The organism is Halobacillus sp. B29, assembly GCF_052246755.1.
GTDB lineage: Bacteria > Bacillota > Bacilli > Bacillales > Halobacillaceae > Halobacillus > Halobacillus halophilus.
This window is the reverse complement of the sequence record NZ_JBQQCM010000001.1, coordinates 138,838-157,429: the sequence shown is the minus strand read 5'-3', so window position 1 is coordinate 157,429 and position 18,592 is coordinate 138,838. Positions and strand designations below refer to the sequence as shown.

At 42.0% G+C, this 18,592-nt stretch carries 19 protein-coding genes, 1 pseudogene and 1 riboswitch; of the genes and pseudogenes, 14 read left to right on the top strand and 6 right to left on the bottom strand.

Features of this window, described 5'->3' with window-relative positions:
* Positions 1-64: 64 nt before the first annotated feature.
* Positions 65-176, top strand: a riboswitch (TPP riboswitch).
* Between the two features lie 141 nt (positions 177-317).
* The 5 genes from ACTWP7_RS00735 to ACTWP7_RS00715 are packed head-to-tail and all read left to right on the top strand — an operon-like array spanning position 318 to position 3,891.
* Positions 318-1,313 carry an ABC transporter substrate-binding protein gene (locus ACTWP7_RS00735; protein WP_443121612.1) on the top strand — a complete coding sequence of 332 codons (996 nt, stop codon included), beginning with the start codon at positions 318-320 and terminating at the stop codon, positions 1,311-1,313.
* Between the two features lie 14 nt (positions 1,314-1,327).
* A complete protein-coding gene (locus ACTWP7_RS00730) occupies positions 1,328-1,621 on the top strand; it encodes a thiamine-binding protein (RefSeq protein WP_443121611.1) in 294 nt (97 codons plus the stop codon).
* Positions 1,618-2,388: an ABC transporter permease gene (locus ACTWP7_RS00725; protein ID WP_443121610.1), complete on the top strand. Its 771-nt coding sequence runs from the start codon at positions 1,618-1,620 to the stop codon at positions 2,386-2,388. The genes ACTWP7_RS00730 and ACTWP7_RS00725 overlap by 4 nt, the downstream gene beginning before the upstream one ends.
* Positions 2,381-3,118, top strand: a complete 738-nt coding sequence (locus ACTWP7_RS00720) for an ABC transporter ATP-binding protein (RefSeq protein ID WP_443121609.1) — start codon at positions 2,381-2,383, stop codon at positions 3,116-3,118. The genes ACTWP7_RS00725 and ACTWP7_RS00720 overlap by 8 nt, the downstream gene beginning before the upstream one ends.
* Positions 3,115-3,891, top strand: coding sequence for a TatD family hydrolase (locus tag ACTWP7_RS00715; RefSeq protein ID WP_443121608.1), 777 nt, complete (start codon positions 3,115-3,117; stop codon positions 3,889-3,891). The genes ACTWP7_RS00720 and ACTWP7_RS00715 overlap by 4 nt, the downstream gene beginning before the upstream one ends.
* 84 nt (positions 3,892-3,975) lie before the next feature.
* On the opposite strand, the gene ACTWP7_RS00710 is transcribed toward ACTWP7_RS00715, so the two are convergent.
* Positions 3,976-4,602 carry a flavodoxin family protein gene (locus ACTWP7_RS00710; protein ID WP_422164781.1) on the bottom strand — a complete coding sequence of 209 codons (627 nt, stop codon included), beginning with the start codon at positions 4,600-4,602 and terminating at the stop codon, positions 3,976-3,978.
* A gap of 123 nt (positions 4,603-4,725) precedes the next feature.
* Between ACTWP7_RS00710 and ACTWP7_RS00705 the strand changes: the two genes are divergently transcribed.
* The gene (locus tag ACTWP7_RS00705) at positions 4,726-5,232 is read left to right on the top strand and encodes a peroxiredoxin family protein (RefSeq protein WP_443121607.1); all 507 of its coding nucleotides are present in this window, start codon (positions 4,726-4,728) and stop codon (positions 5,230-5,232) included.
* A gap of 54 nt (positions 5,233-5,286) precedes the next feature.
* Here the strand turns inward: ACTWP7_RS00705 and ACTWP7_RS00700 are convergent, their stop codons facing one another.
* On the bottom strand, positions 5,287-6,732 hold the full coding sequence (locus tag ACTWP7_RS00700) for a carbon starvation CstA family protein (protein WP_443121606.1): 1,446 nt from the start codon (positions 6,730-6,732) through the stop codon (positions 5,287-5,289).
* Positions 6,733-8,209: 1,477 nt separating this feature from the next.
* Entirely contained in the window at positions 8,210-8,383 is a 174-nt protein-coding gene (locus ACTWP7_RS00695) for an aspartyl-phosphate phosphatase Spo0E family protein (RefSeq protein ID WP_014642015.1), read from the bottom strand.
* Between the two features lie 210 nt (positions 8,384-8,593).
* On the opposite strand from ACTWP7_RS00695, the gene ACTWP7_RS00690 reads away from it, so the two are divergent.
* A complete protein-coding gene (locus ACTWP7_RS00690) occupies positions 8,594-8,974 on the top strand; it encodes a RidA family protein (protein WP_443121605.1) in 381 nt (126 codons plus the stop codon).
* A gap of 33 nt (positions 8,975-9,007) precedes the next feature.
* Here the strand turns inward: ACTWP7_RS00690 and ACTWP7_RS00685 are convergent, their stop codons facing one another.
* Positions 9,008-9,238 carry an excisionase family DNA-binding protein gene (locus ACTWP7_RS00685; RefSeq protein WP_443121604.1) on the bottom strand — a complete coding sequence of 77 codons (231 nt, stop codon included), beginning with the start codon at positions 9,236-9,238 and terminating at the stop codon, positions 9,008-9,010.
* Positions 9,239-9,555: 317 nt separating this feature from the next.
* On the opposite strand from ACTWP7_RS00685, the gene ACTWP7_RS00680 reads away from it, so the two are divergent.
* The 5 genes from ACTWP7_RS00680 (at position 9,556) to ACTWP7_RS00660 (ending at position 13,892) form a co-directional block, all read left to right on the top strand.
* A complete protein-coding gene (locus tag ACTWP7_RS00680; protein WP_443121603.1) occupies positions 9,556-10,413 on the top strand; it encodes a DUF1206 domain-containing protein in 858 nt (285 codons plus the stop codon).
* A 232-nt stretch (positions 10,414-10,645) separates the two neighbouring features.
* Positions 10,646-11,101 carry a hypothetical protein gene (locus ACTWP7_RS00675; protein ID WP_443121602.1) on the top strand — a complete coding sequence of 152 codons (456 nt, stop codon included), beginning with the start codon at positions 10,646-10,648 and terminating at the stop codon, positions 11,099-11,101.
* Between the two features lie 110 nt (positions 11,102-11,211).
* Positions 11,212-11,958 carry a VCBS repeat-containing protein gene (locus ACTWP7_RS00670; protein WP_443121601.1) on the top strand — a complete coding sequence of 249 codons (747 nt, stop codon included), beginning with the start codon at positions 11,212-11,214 and terminating at the stop codon, positions 11,956-11,958.
* A gap of 71 nt (positions 11,959-12,029) precedes the next feature.
* Positions 12,030-12,851 (top strand): STAS domain-containing protein, encoded by an 822-nt coding sequence (locus ACTWP7_RS00665; protein WP_443121600.1) that lies wholly within the window; start codon positions 12,030-12,032, stop codon positions 12,849-12,851.
* A 30-nt stretch (positions 12,852-12,881) separates the two neighbouring features.
* Entirely contained in the window at positions 12,882-13,892 is a 1,011-nt protein-coding gene (locus tag ACTWP7_RS00660) for a Gfo/Idh/MocA family protein (RefSeq protein WP_443121599.1), read from the top strand.
* A 48-nt stretch (positions 13,893-13,940) separates the two neighbouring features.
* Here ACTWP7_RS00660 and ACTWP7_RS00655 read toward each other — a convergent pair whose 3' ends face one another.
* The gene (locus ACTWP7_RS00655) at positions 13,941-14,426 is read right to left on the bottom strand and encodes a GNAT family N-acetyltransferase (RefSeq protein WP_443121598.1); all 486 of its coding nucleotides are present in this window, start codon (positions 14,424-14,426) and stop codon (positions 13,941-13,943) included.
* Positions 14,427-14,621: 195 nt separating this feature from the next.
* Here ACTWP7_RS00655 and ACTWP7_RS00650 point away from each other — a divergent pair, with 195 nt between their 5' ends.
* Positions 14,622-16,145 carry a BCCT family transporter gene (locus ACTWP7_RS00650; protein ID WP_443121597.1) on the top strand — a complete coding sequence of 508 codons (1,524 nt, stop codon included), beginning with the start codon at positions 14,622-14,624 and terminating at the stop codon, positions 16,143-16,145.
* Positions 16,146-16,508: 363 nt separating this feature from the next.
* On the opposite strand, the pseudogene rpsN reads toward ACTWP7_RS00650, so the two are convergent.
* A pseudogene (rpsN, locus tag ACTWP7_RS00645) lies at positions 16,509-16,777 on the bottom strand (30S ribosomal protein S14).
* Between the two features lie 262 nt (positions 16,778-17,039).
* On the opposite strand from rpsN, the gene ACTWP7_RS00640 reads away from it, so the two are divergent.
* Entirely contained in the window at positions 17,040-18,287 is a 1,248-nt protein-coding gene (locus ACTWP7_RS00640; RefSeq protein WP_443121596.1) for a cytochrome P450, read from the top strand.
* Positions 18,288-18,592 lie beyond the last annotated feature (305 nt).

Genomic DNA, 18,592 nt, shown 5'->3' with positions numbered 1-18,592 from the left:
GTACTTGCTAAATCTACTTCGTTATGGCACAGTAAAATTATAACGTTGTTCATCAAATTGAATAGTTTCAATGTAGGGGGACCAGTGTAGCTGGTTGAGATTGTATCCTTTAATGATACTGACCCTTAGAACCTGAACTGGTTGATACCAGCGTAGGAAACATAAGTAGCCGATATTTCTGATCGATTACTATATATGCACCCTAGGTTATGGTACCAGGGTGCTTTTTGTATGGATTAAACTCTGGAATACCACCGCCGGTTCTTCCCTCTACTCTATTAATCTCTCTGATGAACATATAATTGGGAGGGAATCAATTGAAAAAAATAATCATCCTACTCATGACGGCTTTAGCAGTAACTAGCTGCTCATCCAATGACGGGAAAAATGAAGAAGCTTCAGCCAAGCAAGAGGAAACGAACTCGGTCAAACTGGTACTGGACTGGACGCCTAACACCAACCACACCGGAATTTATGTGGCTCAAGCTGAAGGTTTTTTTAAGGAGCAAGGACTGGATGTGGAAATCATGCTTCCAGGTGAAGCGGGTGCCGATCAGCTTGTCGCCTCGCAAAAAGCAGAATTTGGGATCAGCGCTCAAGAAACATTGACAGAAGCTCGTATTCAGGACATTCCTGTGGTATCAATCGGAGCTATTATCCAGCATAATACGTCAGGTTTTGCCTCTCCCAAGGATAAAGGCATTACCTCTCCAGCTGATTACGAAGGAAAGACGTACGGTGGTTGGGGGGCTCCTGTAGAAGAAGCGGTCCTCTCTTCTCTCATGCAGAAAGAAAATGCGGATGTTTCTGAGGTTGAAATTGTAAATATGGGAAATACGGACTTTTTTACGGCCGTAGAACGGGATATCGATTTTGCCTGGATTTATTACGGGTGGACAGGTGTAGAAGCCGAACTTCGAGGACAAGAACTTAATATGCAATACCTAACGGACTACTCTGAGAAGTTGGATTATTATACACCTGTTTTAACGACGAGCGAAACGATGATAAATGAGAATCCTGAGACTGTACAAGCATTTATGGCTGCTGTCTCAAAAGGATACGAATTTGCGATCGAAAAACCTGATCAGGCGGCTGATATTCTCATCGAAGCTGTGCCGGACCTCGAACCAGAGCTGGTAAAAGCCAGTCAAGAATGGCTGTCACCTAAATATAAAGATGATGCAGATCAGTGGGGCATTCAAAAGGATGAGGTCTGGAGCAATTACGCCGAGTGGATGTACAATCATGACTTACTTGAAGAAAAACTGAAGGCTAATGAGGCATTTACGAACGAATTTTTACCAGAATAAAGGAGGAAAATGAGATGTCTAATTCACTTGTCAGCATTCAAATCATACCCAAAACCGAGAAGAACGAGGATGTTATCCCTTATGTGGATCATGCGATTTCACTCATTGAAAAATCGGGGCTAAAGTACGAAGTCCACCCTCTTGAAACAACGATCGAAGGAGAGCTCTCCACCATTTTTGGTTTAATCGAAAAAATGAACGAAGTTATGGTTGAAAAAGGGTGCAGCAATGTCATTTCTCAGATTAAAGTTCTTTATCAGCCATCAGGAGCTTCGATGGATGATTTAACATCGAAATATCGAACATGACTGAAAGATTCATCAAAGGATGGAGGCCCGTTGCGGTTCTCCTCCTTTTCATTCTTTTATGGGAGCTTTGCACTCGTTGGTTTGACCTCCCTAGATGGCTCTTACCACCCCCTAGCTTAATTATGGAAACAGGCATAAACGGCTGGGCGGGTTACGCTCCCCACCTTTTTTCAACCATTTTTTTAACTTTTACAGGATTTATGATTGGGATTATGTTCGGGATATTACTCGCGGTCTTTCTTCACCTGCTCCCAGTAGTAAGAGAAGCCTTGTATCCCTTACTCATCTTGTCACAAAACATCCCGATCATCGTCCTTGCTCCTTTGCTTGTCATATGGTTTGGATTCGGGGCTTTACCTAAATTGATTATAATCGTACTTGTCTGCTTCTTTCCTATTGCGATTGCAGCCATGGATGGTCTTCGTCAGACAAACCCTGAATGGATGCATTATATGAAAATGGCAGGTGCTACGAAGGGACAGATTTTCAGGAAACTGGAATGGCCAAACGCCCTGCCGGCTATTTTTTCAGGGGTGAAAATATCCGCAGCCTACAGTGTCATGGGCGCTGTTATTTCGGAATGGCTCGGGGCCAATAGAGGCATAGGAGTCTATATGACACTCGCTTCTTCCTCTTTCCGCACAGACCGGGTTTTTGTAGCCATTTTTTTAATAATGGGGTTAAGCCTGCTATTTTTCCTGCTTATTAACTTATTAGAAAATAGACTCACAAACTGGCAAAGGAAAGGAAGTGGTTCTCATGAATAAATTAGTCGTCGATCAGCTGACGAAATCTTTTGATTCCTCTATTATTCTTCAAGATATGAGCTTCTCTATTCAGGAAGGAGAATTTGTTTCTATACTTGGGCCTTCCGGAAGCGGAAAAAGTACGCTGTTTCATTTAATTGGCGGGCTCTACCCACCCGACTCAGGGGATATTTATATTAATGGAGAGCGAACCACTGGTGAAAAAGGCAGGATTAGTTATATGCCGCAAAGTCCTTCTCTCCTTCCCTGGCGCACTATTCTGGAAAATGTGATTCTAGGTAGTGAAATTATCGAAAAGCCAAATAAAGAAGAAGCTCTCAAAATGATTCAACAAGCTGGACTTGAAGGGTATGAACAGGCCTACCCCTCCCAATTATCCGGTGGGATGAAACAACGGGCTTCCTTCATAAGAAGCTTACTAAGTCCGCAATCCTTAATTTGTTTAGATGAGCCTTTTTCCGCTTTAGATGAATTTACTAGGATGGACATGCAGGAATGGCTGCTGTCGATTTGGACAGAACACCGGCGATCTATTCTCTTTGTTACCCACAATATTGAGGAAGCTATATTTCTATCAGACCGGGTAATTGTATTATCAGATCGGCCGGCAAAGGTCCAGAAAGAGTTCAACATCCCTTTTTCCAGACCCCGGCATTCTTCTCTTATGCTGACCCGGGAATTTTTAAACTGGAAGAAAGACATTTTTGAAGAATTGAAGGTATTGGTATGACTGCTTCTATCGTAGATGCCCATATTCATTTTGATCTTTACACAGAAGAGGACCGAAGAGAAATCCTTGAAAGTCTCGCGGCCAATGGTATAGCATCCATGATTACCGTATCCAGTCACCTCACTTCGGGAATAAAGAATCTAACGCTCTCTCTAGACGATAAGAAAATTAAACCGGCGCTTGGTTACCATCCAGAGCAGCCGCTTCCTTCAAGGGAGGAAATCGAGAATATTACTTCGCTCGCTCGAAGATATAGCAGCAACATCTCTGCCATTGGAGAAGTTGGACTCCCGTACTATTCCAGAAAAGAAGATCCATCTATAGATGTGGAATCTTATGTAAAATTGCTTGAACAATTCATTAAGCTTGCGGCAGAGCTGAACAAGCCTATTGTTTTACATGCTATCTATGAAGATGCTGATCTAGTCTGCGATCTGTTAAAAAAACATGGTGTCAGAAATGCCCACTTCCATTGGTTTAAAGGAAGTGCTGCTACGATCCAGACTTTAATGGAAAATGACTATTATATCTCTGTTACACCTGAGTGTGTTTACAAAACTAAAATTCAGAAGTTGATCGAGGTATATCCTTTGAACCGGATTATGGTTGAAACGGATGGTCCCTGGCCTTTTGAAGGGCCGTTTAAAGACAAGATGACTAACCCTGCCATGATGCATGACTCGATCGCTAAAATCAGTGAAATTAAGAGACTGCCTTTGCAGACGGTATACCGCATCATTTATCAAAATACTGTAAGATTCTTCTGTCTCTAGAGCAGCATCCCAAAAAAAGCAGCTCCGTAGCAGCGTGTCCATCATATAGTGGACGCTTTTACGGAACTGCTTTTCAGCTAAAGCTTATTCTGTTGTATTCCCTTCTGCAGGAATCGGATGATTCCGGTAGATTTCAGCCAGATGAGTGGTGTTGTATCCAAGCATTTTGACTCGGCTTTTAGTAAAATCATTTTGTATACCTTCCGCTTCCATATAGGATGGTCCTGGACCTGCTTCCCCTACCCAGTAAGCATCCACATTGGGCGGAATGGTAAATCCAAGAGCTGCAAGCCGGTAAAGAATGCTTTCGGCTACCTTCTTCGCACCGTCTTCATTCCCCGTAATAACTATTCCGGCTACTTTGTTATAGAAAATAGGCTGACCCTTTTCATTGGTCTCACTTCCGCTGCCGTTTAGTCTTTCAATTAAGGTGGTGGCAATGCTGCTTTGCTGCCCCAGCCAAATAGGAGATCCAACAACTAAAATATCTGAGGCTTTTATCTTTTCTAATACTTGCGGCCACTCATCTCCACCTCCTAAATCCGCGCTGATACCTGGTGGTATATGGTAGTCCGCCAAGCGAAGAGACTCATATTCTACTTCTTTTTTATCATAGATTTTCTCTACTTCTTCCCAGAGGGCTTGTGTATTGGATGGTTCTTCTGACTTCTTTAAAGAAGTATTAATAAACAAAGCTTTTAGTTTACTCATCATTATTCCTCCTTCTTTCTTATCCTTACTACACATTCCCACTTCCATTTTATAACAAACCTTGTGTTAGGCTCTGTAAGAAAGGGTATTATTTAAGTAATAGACAAAAAAGGAGGTCAACTCATGAGTCCATTGAGCCTAAACAACCAAGTTCCTGACTTCACCCTGCCGTCCGTTACCGGGAGCAATTTTTCATTTAAAGAATTCCTCCAGGAAAATGGAGATGACTGGCACCTGCTGATTTATTTCAGGGGCTCCTGGTGCCCTGCCTGCATACAAGAGTTAAAAGATTTAGAAGAGAATCATGAATACTTCGATAACCACCAGGTACATCTTACAACTATCTCGGCAGACCATAAGGACGGTCTCTATAACATGGTGAAAAAACACGATCTCTCCCTAAGGGTTTTAGCTGATCAAGAACTTCATGTTCTTAATCAATACGATATTCACTATCATGATGAAAGCAGTCCTTATGAAGATCATGGGACCCATGGCGAACCTGCCTATTTTTTAACAGATGGAGATGGAAAACTACTTTATCAGCAGCGTCAAACGAGTCCTTTTGGCCGCCCGCATCCGAAGGAACTTCGTAAAATTATTCAGTATATCAGAAAAAACCTTAAGTGAAAATATTCCATTAAAAGAGCCGTTCCTATTAGATAGGAACGGCTCTTTGTTAAATTATCCGGCTTTTTTAGCCACCAATTCTTCATTTATCGTTTGTTTCTGTTTAAATAGCTGTCTAACGAACCATAAAGCCACGGCTGTCCATATAACTGCACCGATAATCATGGAAGTGGAGTAAGCGAGCCCAAAGCCTTCCGGTGCATAAAAAATGTAAGAACTCACGACGGCTGTCATGAATAAGGCCGGTATACTGCATATCCAATGAAACTTATGATTCTTGAGCAAATACATAGCACCTGTCCATAGCATCACGGTAGCTACCACCTGGTTCGACCACCCTACATAGCGCCATAGAAAGCTGTAATCCATCTGAGTTAATAAAAAAGCTGGAATAGCTACAGGAATGGCAAATAGAATCGGTACCCATTTCCCATTCAGTTCCTTACTAAGAAGAGGTCTTACCGCATCTACAAGCATCATCCTTGAAGAACGAAGAGCGGTATCTCCTGTGGTAATCGGAAGGATAATCACACCAAGCACGGCAAGAACTCCTCCAAAGGTACCAAGTGTTGTACTGCTGATTTCGTTTACAACACCGGCTGGTCCACCTGCATCAAGCGCGGCTTGCAGAGCACCTGTACTTCCGAAAAACGTCATGCCAGCTGCAGCCCATATGAGTGCTATAATCCCTTCGGCGATCATAGCTCCGAAGAAAACTTTACGTCCTTCGCTTTCTTTTTTCAACGTACGGGCAAGGATTGGACTTTGCGTACTATGGAAACCGGATATAGCCCCGCAGGAAATCGTAACCATCAGCATGGGCCAGACCGGCAATTCTTGAGGGTGCAAGTTGCTTAGGGTTAAGTTAGGGATCGATTGGTCGAAAAAGAAAATCCCAATCCCTATAGAAACAGCCATAAAGATTAAAACAGCACCAAAGATCGGATATACCTTTCCAATAACTTTATTAACAGGCAGCACGGTAGCTACCAGGAAATAAGCAAAGATAATAATGATCGATGTAAAGAATCCAAGGGGCGTAACCTCGGCCATTAACTGAGCCGGTCCCGCCGTAAAGGCTGCAGCGACGAGCACCATTAGTGCGATGGAAAGTAAATTAATTACTGTTTTTACCGGCTTGCCTAAATATTTACCGACTAATTCTGGATATTGAGCACCTTTATGGCGAAGGGAAAGCATCCCGGAGAAATAATCGTGCACTGCCCCTGCAAATATGGAACCTATAACAATCCAAATAAATGCTACAGGGCCGTACAATGCGCCTAATACAGCGCCAAAAATAGGGCCAAGTCCAGCAATATTAAGCAGTTGGATTAAGCTCGCTTTCCACCAGCTCATAGGCATAAAATCGAAGCCGTCATTTTTGGTATAAGCAGGAGTTTCCTGCTGATCGTTTATACCAAAAATTCGCTCCACCACCTTCGCATAAACAATGTAACCGACAATAAGTAATAAGATGGAAGCGATAAATGTGACCATCGCTGAGCCTCCTTTCAAAAATGAATGTAAGGAGTATTCTAGCGAGCCCATCAGGGAAAGACAACCCAAATTCCGAAAATTAATTTTTTTCTCTTTTTTTTCTTATCATTAAAGCGTTTGCATTAGTTAATCCTGTTATATAAGGAATGAAGGCGTGTAAGTTTTACCAGGATCATGAACTATTGATCGTAAGATTCACCTACTCAAAGAGCTGCAGACTTTCAAAGATTTTTTCATTATTCCTTCCTTTTTGTCTCTGATAAACGTTGTTGATTGTTTAGAGGACACTTATTCCACAATCGGACCGGATTGTGGAAGACTCGATTTCGAGATAAATTGAGTCCGTTACGATATGAGATGGGGGCAGGTGGGGAAATAACTCGTCTTGTTCCATCACCCAGACACTCGAGACATAAGCCGTTCATCAACGGACGGAAAAACCACCATCCTTTTGATGCTCGGCTTATGCTGTTCGTGTCTTTCGGGGTGATTCCACATTTGAACACTTTCCTATGGCCCTACACGACGTAGGGTCGATCGACGTTGCCACAGGACGTGGCGACCTTAGTCGATCCTCCTTTTACCATGAGCTTCCTCGCTCGTTCACTCCCTGCGGGATCTCACCTGATTCCTTCTCACATGGGAGTCTCGCCATTTCCCCACCAACCCAGCCGAGTGAGAATAACGAACGCTTTTAAATAGAGAATTCTCTCCTTCTTAATCGATCCTAAATGCTTTTATGACAAGCTATTTCACATCGTTATAGCATAAAAATAGCCTCATGATCACATGCTTTTTTTCACCAATCCGTCGATGTCTTAAATGGTTTCGAGTCTCAGATTTGGCCAGGTTCGAAGGGAGACAATGTAGACTCCTATTTTAAAAGCGGAAGCACCTTGCTCAGCGGCATATGGACTGGACTGAGCTGGCGGAGATATAGAAAACACGAAGAGCGGAGCGATTCGATGTTTCCTTATCGTACAGAGGTGAGGGAAGTCTCACTAGCCGCTAGGTGCTGGAGCTGGAGAGCACTACATGTCGTTTAGGACTGATTGACGTTTGCAACTTCCTGAAGGGTAAGAGCGGGATGAACATGATCGGTGAGATCCCGCAGGGCTGTTAAGCCCGAGGAAGCTCACCTCATGCCCGCGGAAAGCGAAATCGTCCCCCGGAGGACCTTCCGATCCTACAATGTCTCGAAACTGAGTCTTACAGAAACGGGAGCTTTTCTATAAAATTAAGTTGGAGATTTTACAGTACTTCCTTTTATAAAAAATGAACACTCTGATTATTTCGGATTTGCTCATAAAAAATACCTTTCCAGATTGGAAAGGTTTTGTGATAAATTAAAACTGCCACTTCAATGGAAAATGGTTAAGTTTCCCGCAGTCGTTTTTATACGACCATTGAAGTGGCATTAACCTAAACCTACCACAGCTCAATCTATACATCAAGCTTATTAGGTAAGGAAAGCTCCCTACTCTTGATTGGTTGGAAGATTGTGTTTGTATTTTCCGAATTTATTTAATAAGTCATCCAGTTCTTGGGAGATTTCAACAAGTTCATCATCGGTAGGATTCTGGTTGTAAATTTCATACATACGAATTCTAAGTTCTTCAATCTGTTTCTCTAAGCGTGCTTTGTAATCCAAACTTCCACTCCCTTCCTGAAATTCATTTTCCCCAGGTCCTCCCCCTTAAACTTACTATTAAACAATTTCATATTAAAAATTGATTGCAAATAATTTTTGCCGTAAGCGGGAAAATCGTCGATTATTGCCCTGGGAATAAATAGATCTATTTCTGATTTTTTTCATCTCGTGTTAGGATAGATTCATCTTTACAGTATTGGAGTGTCTTTTATGTTTAAGCCCATTCAGACAGATCATGCACCTGCCGCAATTGGTCCGTATTCCCAGGCTAGTGATCTCGGTAATTTAGTATTTATTTCAGGACAGATTCCACTTGACCCAGTTACTATGGAGTTTGTATCAGACCACGTTCAGGACCAGACTCATCAAGTGATGAAAAATATCGGAGCAATCCTGGAAGAAGCTGGACTGTCCTATAAGAATTTAGTGAAGATGAATATTTATCTGGATTCATTGGATGACTTCGTAACGGTGAATGACATCTATGCAAGCTATTTAAGCGAGCCTTATCCTGCACGTGCTGCTGTCGAGGTCAGCCGACTTCCTAAAGGCGCCAAAGTAGAAATTGAAGCCATTGCCTCCCGCCAATAAAGAAAAAGCAGAGCTTCCAGAGCTCTGCTTTTTTTAATCCTCATCTTTTACATCAGGGTCTTCTGGAATAGGTTCATTTAAATAATCTTGAATCATTTCCCGGTACTTCTCCAGCTGTTCTACATGAGTACTAAATTGATTCTTATTAATAAGGTACTGTTCACCATCATAAACGGCTCGGATTTTATTCACCCGAATCATCTTTAGCACATATTCTTCTTGTAAATCTAAAAATTCGGCTGTTTCTGTTAGGGTTAAATACACGTTTACACCTTCTTTTCTCTAATTTTATTATAAGGTATCAAAAAATAAATCATAACCCTCCATCACCATTTTTTCTGAAAAATGACTTCCTTCCTGGATTAGTCTTTTCATGTACAAACGACGTTGCGGCCCGACGTACTTACTTTTTTACAGCCTCTCCTTTTCAGAACCAGAGCTTTTACTTTTTAAATTAGCAGGTATGATTCATTGCCAAATATTTGATTATAATTTTATCACCCTTTTTAGTTTCTATATTACAATAATAGGGAAACTCTTATTTGAAACCCTAGAAAAATTACTAAGTGAGGTGTTCAATCATGAGTTCTACTGCATCTTCTAATGCGCAGAAAGCCAAAGATGCTAAAGAGGAAATAAAACCGTGGATCAGACGGCTGGCACGATTCGGATATATGGCTAAAGGTATTGTTTATGCCCTTGTAGGAATTCTTGCCTTTATGGCTGCTATCGGTGTGGGCGGTAAAACGACAGGTACCTCCGGCATGCTGAGATCCTTAGCGGGTGTTCCTTCAGGCAATATCATCTTATGGATTATTGGAATTGGACTTATATGTTACATTGTCTGGGTTTTTATAAAGGCTATCAAAGACCCTACAAATGAGGGCACAGGTGCCAAAGGAATTATTTCCAGAGTCGGTTATATGGTGAGCGGTGTCGTATATGGAGCTCTGGCCCTCAACGCCATTAACATTGCTTCCAGTGCTGGAAGCAGCAGTGGAGGTGGAGGTTCCAAGCAGACTATGTCTGCGAAACTGCTGGCACAACCATTTGGTGCCTGGATTATTGGAGCTATCGGAGTCATTATTATTGGATATGGTCTTTATGAATTCATTGGCGGGGCCACACAGAAGTTCCTAAAGAAATTCAGAACGGGCGAAATGGATCACCACGAATACAAAGTTGCTAAGAATTCAGGTACTGCAGGACTGATCGCTCGCGGCTCTGTTCTGGGTCTGATTGGGTATTTCTTTGTACAGACGGCCCTTACTTCCAATCCAGATCAGGCAAAGGGACTTGACGGCGCGCTTTCTGAAGTAGCTTCGAACCCGTTTGGTCAATGGATACTGGGTGTAGTAGCAGCAGGATTAATTCTTTATGGCGTTTACCAGATTATTAGAGGACGATACGAGCATATGAGCTTTGGTAAGAGAAAATAAAACATTAAAAAAAGCCTTCCCATCTTGAATGGGAAGGCTTTTCTGATATATTGCCGCGAATGTACCGACGACCACATTCGTCGTTTAGCTTTTAAAGCTCATACTTCGTCTTACGCAAACAGCTCATCGCATGACTACTATACCACTGATTAACGAATATGACAATAGCCGTGCTTTGTCGTCCCCTCATATGCTATACTAAACAAATTAATACATGGTTCAGGAGGCTCTCATGCTAACATTTGAAGAAAAAGTATCCATCATTGAAGAATTTGATGAATTGGACAAAAAAGAAGTATCTTTAGGACGTTTAAATTTTCATTTCGAAGAAAGTAAATATGATAAAAAAATTGTCGTCTACCGTCTCCATCCTAATGGAAATGGTTTTGTATATACGGGAGAATTAGAAGATTATCCGACGGATCAAAAAGGTATGACCAACATTAAAGATTATGAAGCGGAAGACTTAAGAGCCATTATTAGGCAATCCATTGACTCCCTCGCGATGACTCAGGCAGAGAAGAATCCGGTCATGGAAGAATGGTTAAATCAGCACGATCAGGCTCTCGTTCTTATGAGAGAAGATGACGGGTATAACGTATACGCAGAAGAACAGCTTGAAGGTACCTTCAATTCCTACGAAGAAGCCGTCAACTTTTTGGAGCAAGAAGGATTCAGCCCTCTGTAAGATGGGTATTTGAAACTGAGGGCATATCTGCCCACCCGAATCGCAATTCCATTATCTTGGGCATACACTATTCTACATTCCGTAAAGTGTCCCAAAAAATGGAGGAACAGATGAATAAATACGTGTATAACCAGAATGAATGGCGGTCAGGATATCGATATTTTGTAACAGCTCATGCCCAGGGAGATGTGAATGGTGACAATATCCAGGATCACATCTACCTGATAGGACAAAAGGTGGAAGACAGCCCTTATGTTACTCACATTACTTTAGTGATCCAGGACGGATTTTCCGACCAGTTTTACTACATCCCCCTCCCAAACGGTCAGGGTTACCAGCCCAGGATTTTCCTGGGGGATTTCACAGGTAATGGAATAGACGATATCTTAATAAGTATTAGCTCTGGCGGCAGCGGTGGATTCGGATATTTTTACCTCTATTCCTTCGTGAACAATCAAGCTGTCCTGTTATTTGATTATGAGAATTTTAATGAATGGTATGAGTATACAGTTACCTACAAAGATCAATTTAGAGTGGTAGTTGAAAATCAAACGCTTCATCTAACTTTTTTAATCGATCTCAGCAACCGTGATTCAGAGTATTTAGCAGAAATCTATAACGAGAACGGAACACTAAAACAGCCTCTGAACGGATGGGTGTCGGGGTTAAATCAACTCTACCCCATTGATTTTGATGGCAATGGTGTCTATGAACTGTATGCTTTGCAGCGAGTCGTCGGCAGATACAATGCGGACCAACTCGGACTGATCCAGACACCTTTAGCTTTTAGGAATGGTGTTTTCTTACCTTTTCTTAATAATCAGTATGTAGCTGTGCCTGGTGTGAACGGGGGATAAACTTCCCCTTCTTTTGTTCTATTGCAGCATTATACGTTACTTATTTTATTTACAAATGGGAGGATATCGACATGGCAAATTTGAATGAAAAAATGGCCGATTATTTCAAAGAACATCAAACTATACTCGTCAACGAACTATTACCTCGCACACTTGATCAACTTGAGATCGACTATTCTGAAGGAGATTTAAATTATCACTATGATATGCTTCGCAGGCTGTTAGATCGTGTAGCCAAAAGCTTACTTAGGACAGATGAAGAGACAACGGCTGCAGAAATCGGTTATGACTCCGAAAACTACTTCTATCAAAAAGGTGTGCTATTAAAACAAACCATCGATGTCCTCAGCGTTTTCCGCCTTTCTTTACTTAAACACATGCGCAAAACCGACTTGGTCAGTGAGGGAAGAGTAGAAGAAGGATTTATAGTTTCCGAACAAATTGTCTATGCCTTTGATGCAGCCATTCGGGCAACCACTGAAAATTATAATAAAACAAAAGAAAAAGAACATGCTGAAATGGAAAAACATTTAAATGCTATCTCTACCCCTGTTGTTCTAATCAATCATCATCAAGCCGTCCTCCCGCTTGTAGGAGAATTCTCTCAAGACAGGTTCGAGGTAGTCATGGATCAAACGTTACATAAAGTTAAAGAACACAGTCTTCATATCCTTTTCATTGATTTTTCAGGTATTGCAGACTTTGATACGATCTTTATTAATGATCTGTTTAACTTAACCCGGACCATTGAACTTCTTGGGACACGCACGGTATTGACTGGCATCCGAACGGAAATGGCGATGGCTGCTATTCAGGCAGGAATGAACTTTGATCAATTGGAAACCTATAGCGACCTGCGCCAGGCGCTTGAATCAATAAACCAGGTAGATTAAGATATTTTTGAAGTGCAAGGAGGAAGGATTATGTTGCGAGTGGCTCTTTTAAGTAAATGGCATGTGCACGCTGTCGACTATGCGGCACAAGCTCAAGAGAACCCCAATATTACAATCTCAGCCGTATGGGATGAGGATCCCGCGAGAGGGAAAGAGTGGGCAGAGGAATTGGGAGTTCCTTTCGTTCAGGATCTTACCACCCTCCTTTCTGATTCAAGCATTGATGCAGTGATTATCGCATCCCCCACAAACCAGCACAAGAACCTGATTTTAGCGGCTGCTAAACATGGGAAGCATATTTTTACAGAAAAAGTATTAGCTTTTTCTGTAGCAGACTGTGAACAAATTTTTTCCGCAGTAGACGCGGCAGGTGTTGAACTAATGGTCTCCCTTCCCCGTTTGGCCGATGACTATTTTATCTACGCAGAGCAAGCCGTGAATCAGGGGCTGCTTGGTCAATTAACGATGGTAAGATGCCGTGCGGCTCACAATGGAGCCGTTCCCTCTGATGCAGCCCCTTCAGGCTGGCTTCCTGATACATTCTTCAATCCCACTCAATGCGGAGGCGGGGCTATGATTGACCTCGGTGCCCATTCTATTTATCTAGCAAACCGGTTATTAGGTACGCCTTCCGCGGTTACTGGACATCTTCAGCAATTAACAGAACGGGGTGTCGATGACCAGTCAGTAGCAGTAGTTGAATATACCAACCGGGCTATGGCGGTTCTTGAGACCAGTTTTATTTCTTCGAAAAGCCCGTTCCAGCTAGAGTTATATGGAACGGCAGGCACGCTTATGATTGAGAACAAAGAAATTCGAATTAAGAGCACAAAACTGGATACAGAAGAATGGACAAAGCCCGCAAAAGTTCCTGGACACCCCCTTCCTATAAACCAATGGGCAGCAGCTATTGAAGAAAGAACCACTCCTTCCATCACTAGAACTGATGCATGGAATTTAACTCTAATCAACCAGGGAGCTGCTTTATCACAGAAAAGAAACAGACGGGTCGACTTGCAAGAACTGACTCCTTTGAAATAAAAAACGCTCTGTCTCATACAATCGGTACATGAGGCAGAGCTAGATTTTTTATAGATCACGCACAAGAGTCACTAATTTCCGCTGTTGATTTTTGTACCATTCAGCCGAAGATTCCCCTGTATAGACGAATTTATTCTTCTGAAAGAAATGTAAGCTTCTTTCATTATCATCATAGACTTCCACATATACCCGATCAACATACCTACACTTTTTAACTTCTATTAAAAATAGATTCAGAGCCCTGGTTCCAATACCCTGATCTCTCTGAGAAGCTAGTACAATTCCAAGGTAATTTTTATTCCCATCATAGAAAAGCTCTATCTTTCCAAGAAGTTCACCATTTACTTCCACAGCTTTTATAAAATATTGGGGCTTCTCTCCACGCAAGTATTTCGCAAAAGAATTTAAAAAAAGTTCATATGTTCTCGGGTGTTCAATCCCTGTATTCATCTGGATCTCTTTATCAAGCTCCCATAAGTACATGTGCTGCAAATGAGATTTTTGAATACTTACGATTTGAACGGTTTCAAGCATTTCAGCCACCTCCTAAAAATATGGAGCAAAAGCTATTTTTCTAAATGTAACACGAAACTTTCCCTCCATCTACCAGTCCAAATCGACTAATCATTGGTTTGATTGGGAGGTCGTTAGGGAAGCGATAGATATACTTATATAATATTAGGGTCCGATTTACACATTTACAATTCCCCCTACATACGAGGTGACGATATGAAAAACGTAACGATTGTATTTTGGAGTGCACTGGCTATCTGTGCACTGGTAGTAGGATGGGGTTCCGTTGCTCCAGGAAATTTGGAGACGGTCACGACCGAAACCACTACCTTTATTGCTAACCGATTTGGCTGGTATTATTTATTAATTGTAATGGTCATTTTTCTGTTTTGCGTCTATTTAACTTTCTCTAAAATTGGACACCTGAAATTAGGAAAGAAGACTGAAAGACCCGAGTTTCCTCTTCCCACCTGGTTCGCTATGCTCTTTAGTGCAGGGATGGGAATGGGACTCGTATTCTGGACAACTTCTGAACCCATTGCACACGCCTTTAAAAATGCACCTGAAGCTGAAGTAGGTTCGGATGAAGCTATAAAGGAAGCATTGCAATACTCTTTCTTTCATTGGGGTGTCAGTGCCTGGGCTGTTTATGGATTGGTAGCACTTGTGCTCGCCTATTTTAAATTCCATAAAGGCTATCCTGGTCTTGTAAGCGCGACCCTCATTCCTTTGCTTGGTGAAAAAAGTATGAAAGGAATATTGGGAAAAGCCATTGATACATTAGCCGTAGTAGCTACTGTGTTCGGTGTTGCGGCTACGCTTGGTTTTGGTACCGCTCAAATTAATCAAGGACTTTCCTTTTTATTCAATGTACCTGCAAACTTTACTTTTCAATTAATTATTCTTACCGTCTCCACTGCCTTATTTATATTCTCTGCCTGGAGCGGGATTAGTAAAGGGATTAAATATTTAAGTAACATCAACATGGTTCTTGCAGTAGCTTTGTTAGTCTTATTGTTTATAGTGGGACCAACTCAGTATATTTTGAATATGTTCACCAATACGCTTGGCGGTTATATTACGAATTTCGTTTCCATGAGTTTCAATGTGGCCCCCCTCAATGAAGGAAATCGCACCTGGATTAATGACTGGACCATCTTTTATTGGGCCTGGTGGATGTCGTGGTCCCCGTTTGTCGGGATCTTCATTGCAAGAATCTCGCGCGGGCGCACCATTCGGGAGTTCATGGCAGGAGTGCTGCTGGTGCCTTCACTGATCTGTTTTGTTTTCTTTACTGTCTTCGGCGTCTCGGCGCTTAACCTTGAACAGTATGGTATAGCAACCATATCGGATTATTCACTAGAGACAGCTACTTTCGCCGTTTTACAAGAATATCCTTTAGGTGTACTCATGTCGTTTATTACAATTTTCGTTATCGCGATTTTCTTTATAACATCAGCCGATTCAGCAACTTTTGTGTTAGGCATGTTATCCACTTCAGGAGCACTTAACCCTTCAGGAATGGTTAAAATCACCTGGGGACTGGCTCTTTCCGGCATGGCTGCTATCATTATTTATTTCGGCGGAACACAGGGACTGCAAAATATGTTAATCATAGCCGCCCTCCCATTCTCTATTGTTCTGCTCATGATGGGAGCTTCCTTCTTTAAAGCCGCCCGGCAGGAAACAGCCGCTGAAAAGAAAAAAACTTCATCTAAAAAAATGAGCGCTACTTCTTAGGACTCATCATTTTCTCTCCCAGGTAAGCAAACCTAAGCTTACCTGGGATTTTTATGTTCTATTTTCCAGGTAGCTATGTTAAAAGAGGCATTAATAAAAATGTAAGAGCGGGATGAACATGATCGGTAAGATCCCGGAAGGCGAAGCCTGAGGAAGCTTACCACAAGGGATTTTCGACTAAGATCGCCACGTCCTGTGGCAACATCGAACGACTCTGCATCATGCAGGGCCGGAAAGCGAAATCGTCCCCCGGAGGACCTTCCGCTCAACAAATATCTCGAAACTGAGTCTTACAGAAAAGGGAGCTTTTCTGTAAAGGAGACTGCGTCTGCCTTTCTTTCTCCTACAGAGAAATGTACCGGATTACCAGCTGGCTTTTTTCACCCCAGGAATTTGACCTTTATGAGCCAGTTCTCTGAAAGCAATACGAGACATATCAAACTTTGTCATGTACCCTCTAGATGGCCCGATAGTTCACACCGCCTTTTCACACGTGGCGGCGATGAATCACGAGGAAGCTTAGGCAGGGCATCTTCATCACTTTTTCCTTTAAGATCACGTCGCTTCTCAGCATAAATCATCGCCATCTCTTCGCGCTTTTTCTCTTTAGCGATTTTGGATTTCTTAGCCATATGGTTTATTCATCCTTTCTTTAAATTAGTAATTTCTATCAGTTCAATCATTTCTGGCTTTCACCATCTGTTACGATCCAGCAGCTTCCTGATATAATAACTAAATAGTAACTATTGCGATTTTTTAATGTATCATTACTTATAGTCAAGGTATTGAATTCCCGGCCTCCACTTTTTAACAAATTAGTCTCCTTAACTGGTTTACTCTGTCTGTTAAAAAGGAATCTTTATTATTACACCCTTATTGAAAAGGAGACTACATATGACGGTAAAAGTACCGAAAGACAGGACAATAGATAATACACTCGCAATATTCAAGGATGGTTATGAATTTATTTCTAAACGCGTTCAAAACAATCACCTGGATGTTTACGAAACGAGGGTTCTCGGAGAAAAGGTCGCCCTTCTAAGCGGTGAAGAAGGAGCAAAGCTCTTCTACGATACTAATCGAATGAACCGTAAAAACGCTCTTCCTGGCCGCGTTCTGAAAACTCTTTTTGGAGAAGACGCTATTCAGACAATGGATGGAAAAGCTCATACTCACCGTAAGCTTTTGTTCATGTCCTTAATGACGCCTGAAGCACTGGCTTCTTTAAAAGTTATCACAAACAAACACTGGGATCAGTTCGCAAACAGATGGGAAGGCAAGAAAAAAGTAGTACTCTATGATGAAACACGCGAGCTGCTTTGCCGTACAGCCTGTGAATGGGCAGGAGTACCTTTAAAGGAAAAGGAAGTGGAAAAACGAACCCGCGATTTAAGTAACATGATCGATGGTTTCAGCGCTGTCGGCCCTAAACATATAGAAAGCCGAAGAGCACGAAAACGTACAGAGAAATGGATTGAAGATTTAATTCTAGACGTTCGTGAAGGAAAACAGCAAGCCCAAAAAGGGACAGCTATCTACGAGATGGCTATGCATAAAGACCTTCACGGAAATCCCTTGGATGCTCGAATGGCTGCCATTGAACTGATTAATGTCATTCGTCCCCTTGTAGCTATATCTAAATTTATCACCTTTGGCGCTCTGGCTTTCTATCAATTCCCCCAAACTATTGCAAAAGCAGCCAATGAGGATGACTATCTGTTACGATTCACTCAGGAGGTGCGTCGTTTTTATCCTTTCGTTCCTTTCCTCGGTGCAAGAGTCGATCATGACTTTACCTGGCAGCAGTATGATTTTAAAGAGGGACAGCTCGTTATGATTGATATTTATGGAACAAACCACGATCCTCGATTATGGGAAAATCCTGATGAGTTTAATCCTGATCGTTTCCTGAACTGGAGTGGAGGCTTATATGATCTTATTCCTCAAGGAGGCGGTGACTATTATAAAGGACACCGTTGTCCAGGAGAGCAGCCAACGATTGAAATTTTGAAAACCAGTTTCCGTTATATGACGAACCATCTGGATTATGAGGTGCCGAAACAGGATTACAGTTATAGTTTAAGAAAAATGCCAGCCTTGCCGAAAAGTGGGTTCGTTATTAAAAACGTCCACCGTCAATAAAAATAAGCCCGGATTCCTTCATGAGGAACCGGGCTTATTTTATGCTTTGGCTCTATTAAACCTCCGTACTGCTTTTTCAGTTAAGCTCCCATTACTTGAAGACTCAGTTTCGAGATAAATGGGTCCGTTACGATAGATGGATAAGGGTTGGTGGGGAAATAACTCGCTTTCCTGTGGGGGAACTGGTGAGCCTCCTCAGTCGTTTCACTCCTTGTGGGGTCTCACCTAGATCCTTCTCCCACTCTTACACTTTTTAGAGACGTAAGAATAAATGAGTGCCTAAACGTTGAAGAGAGCTATCCAGC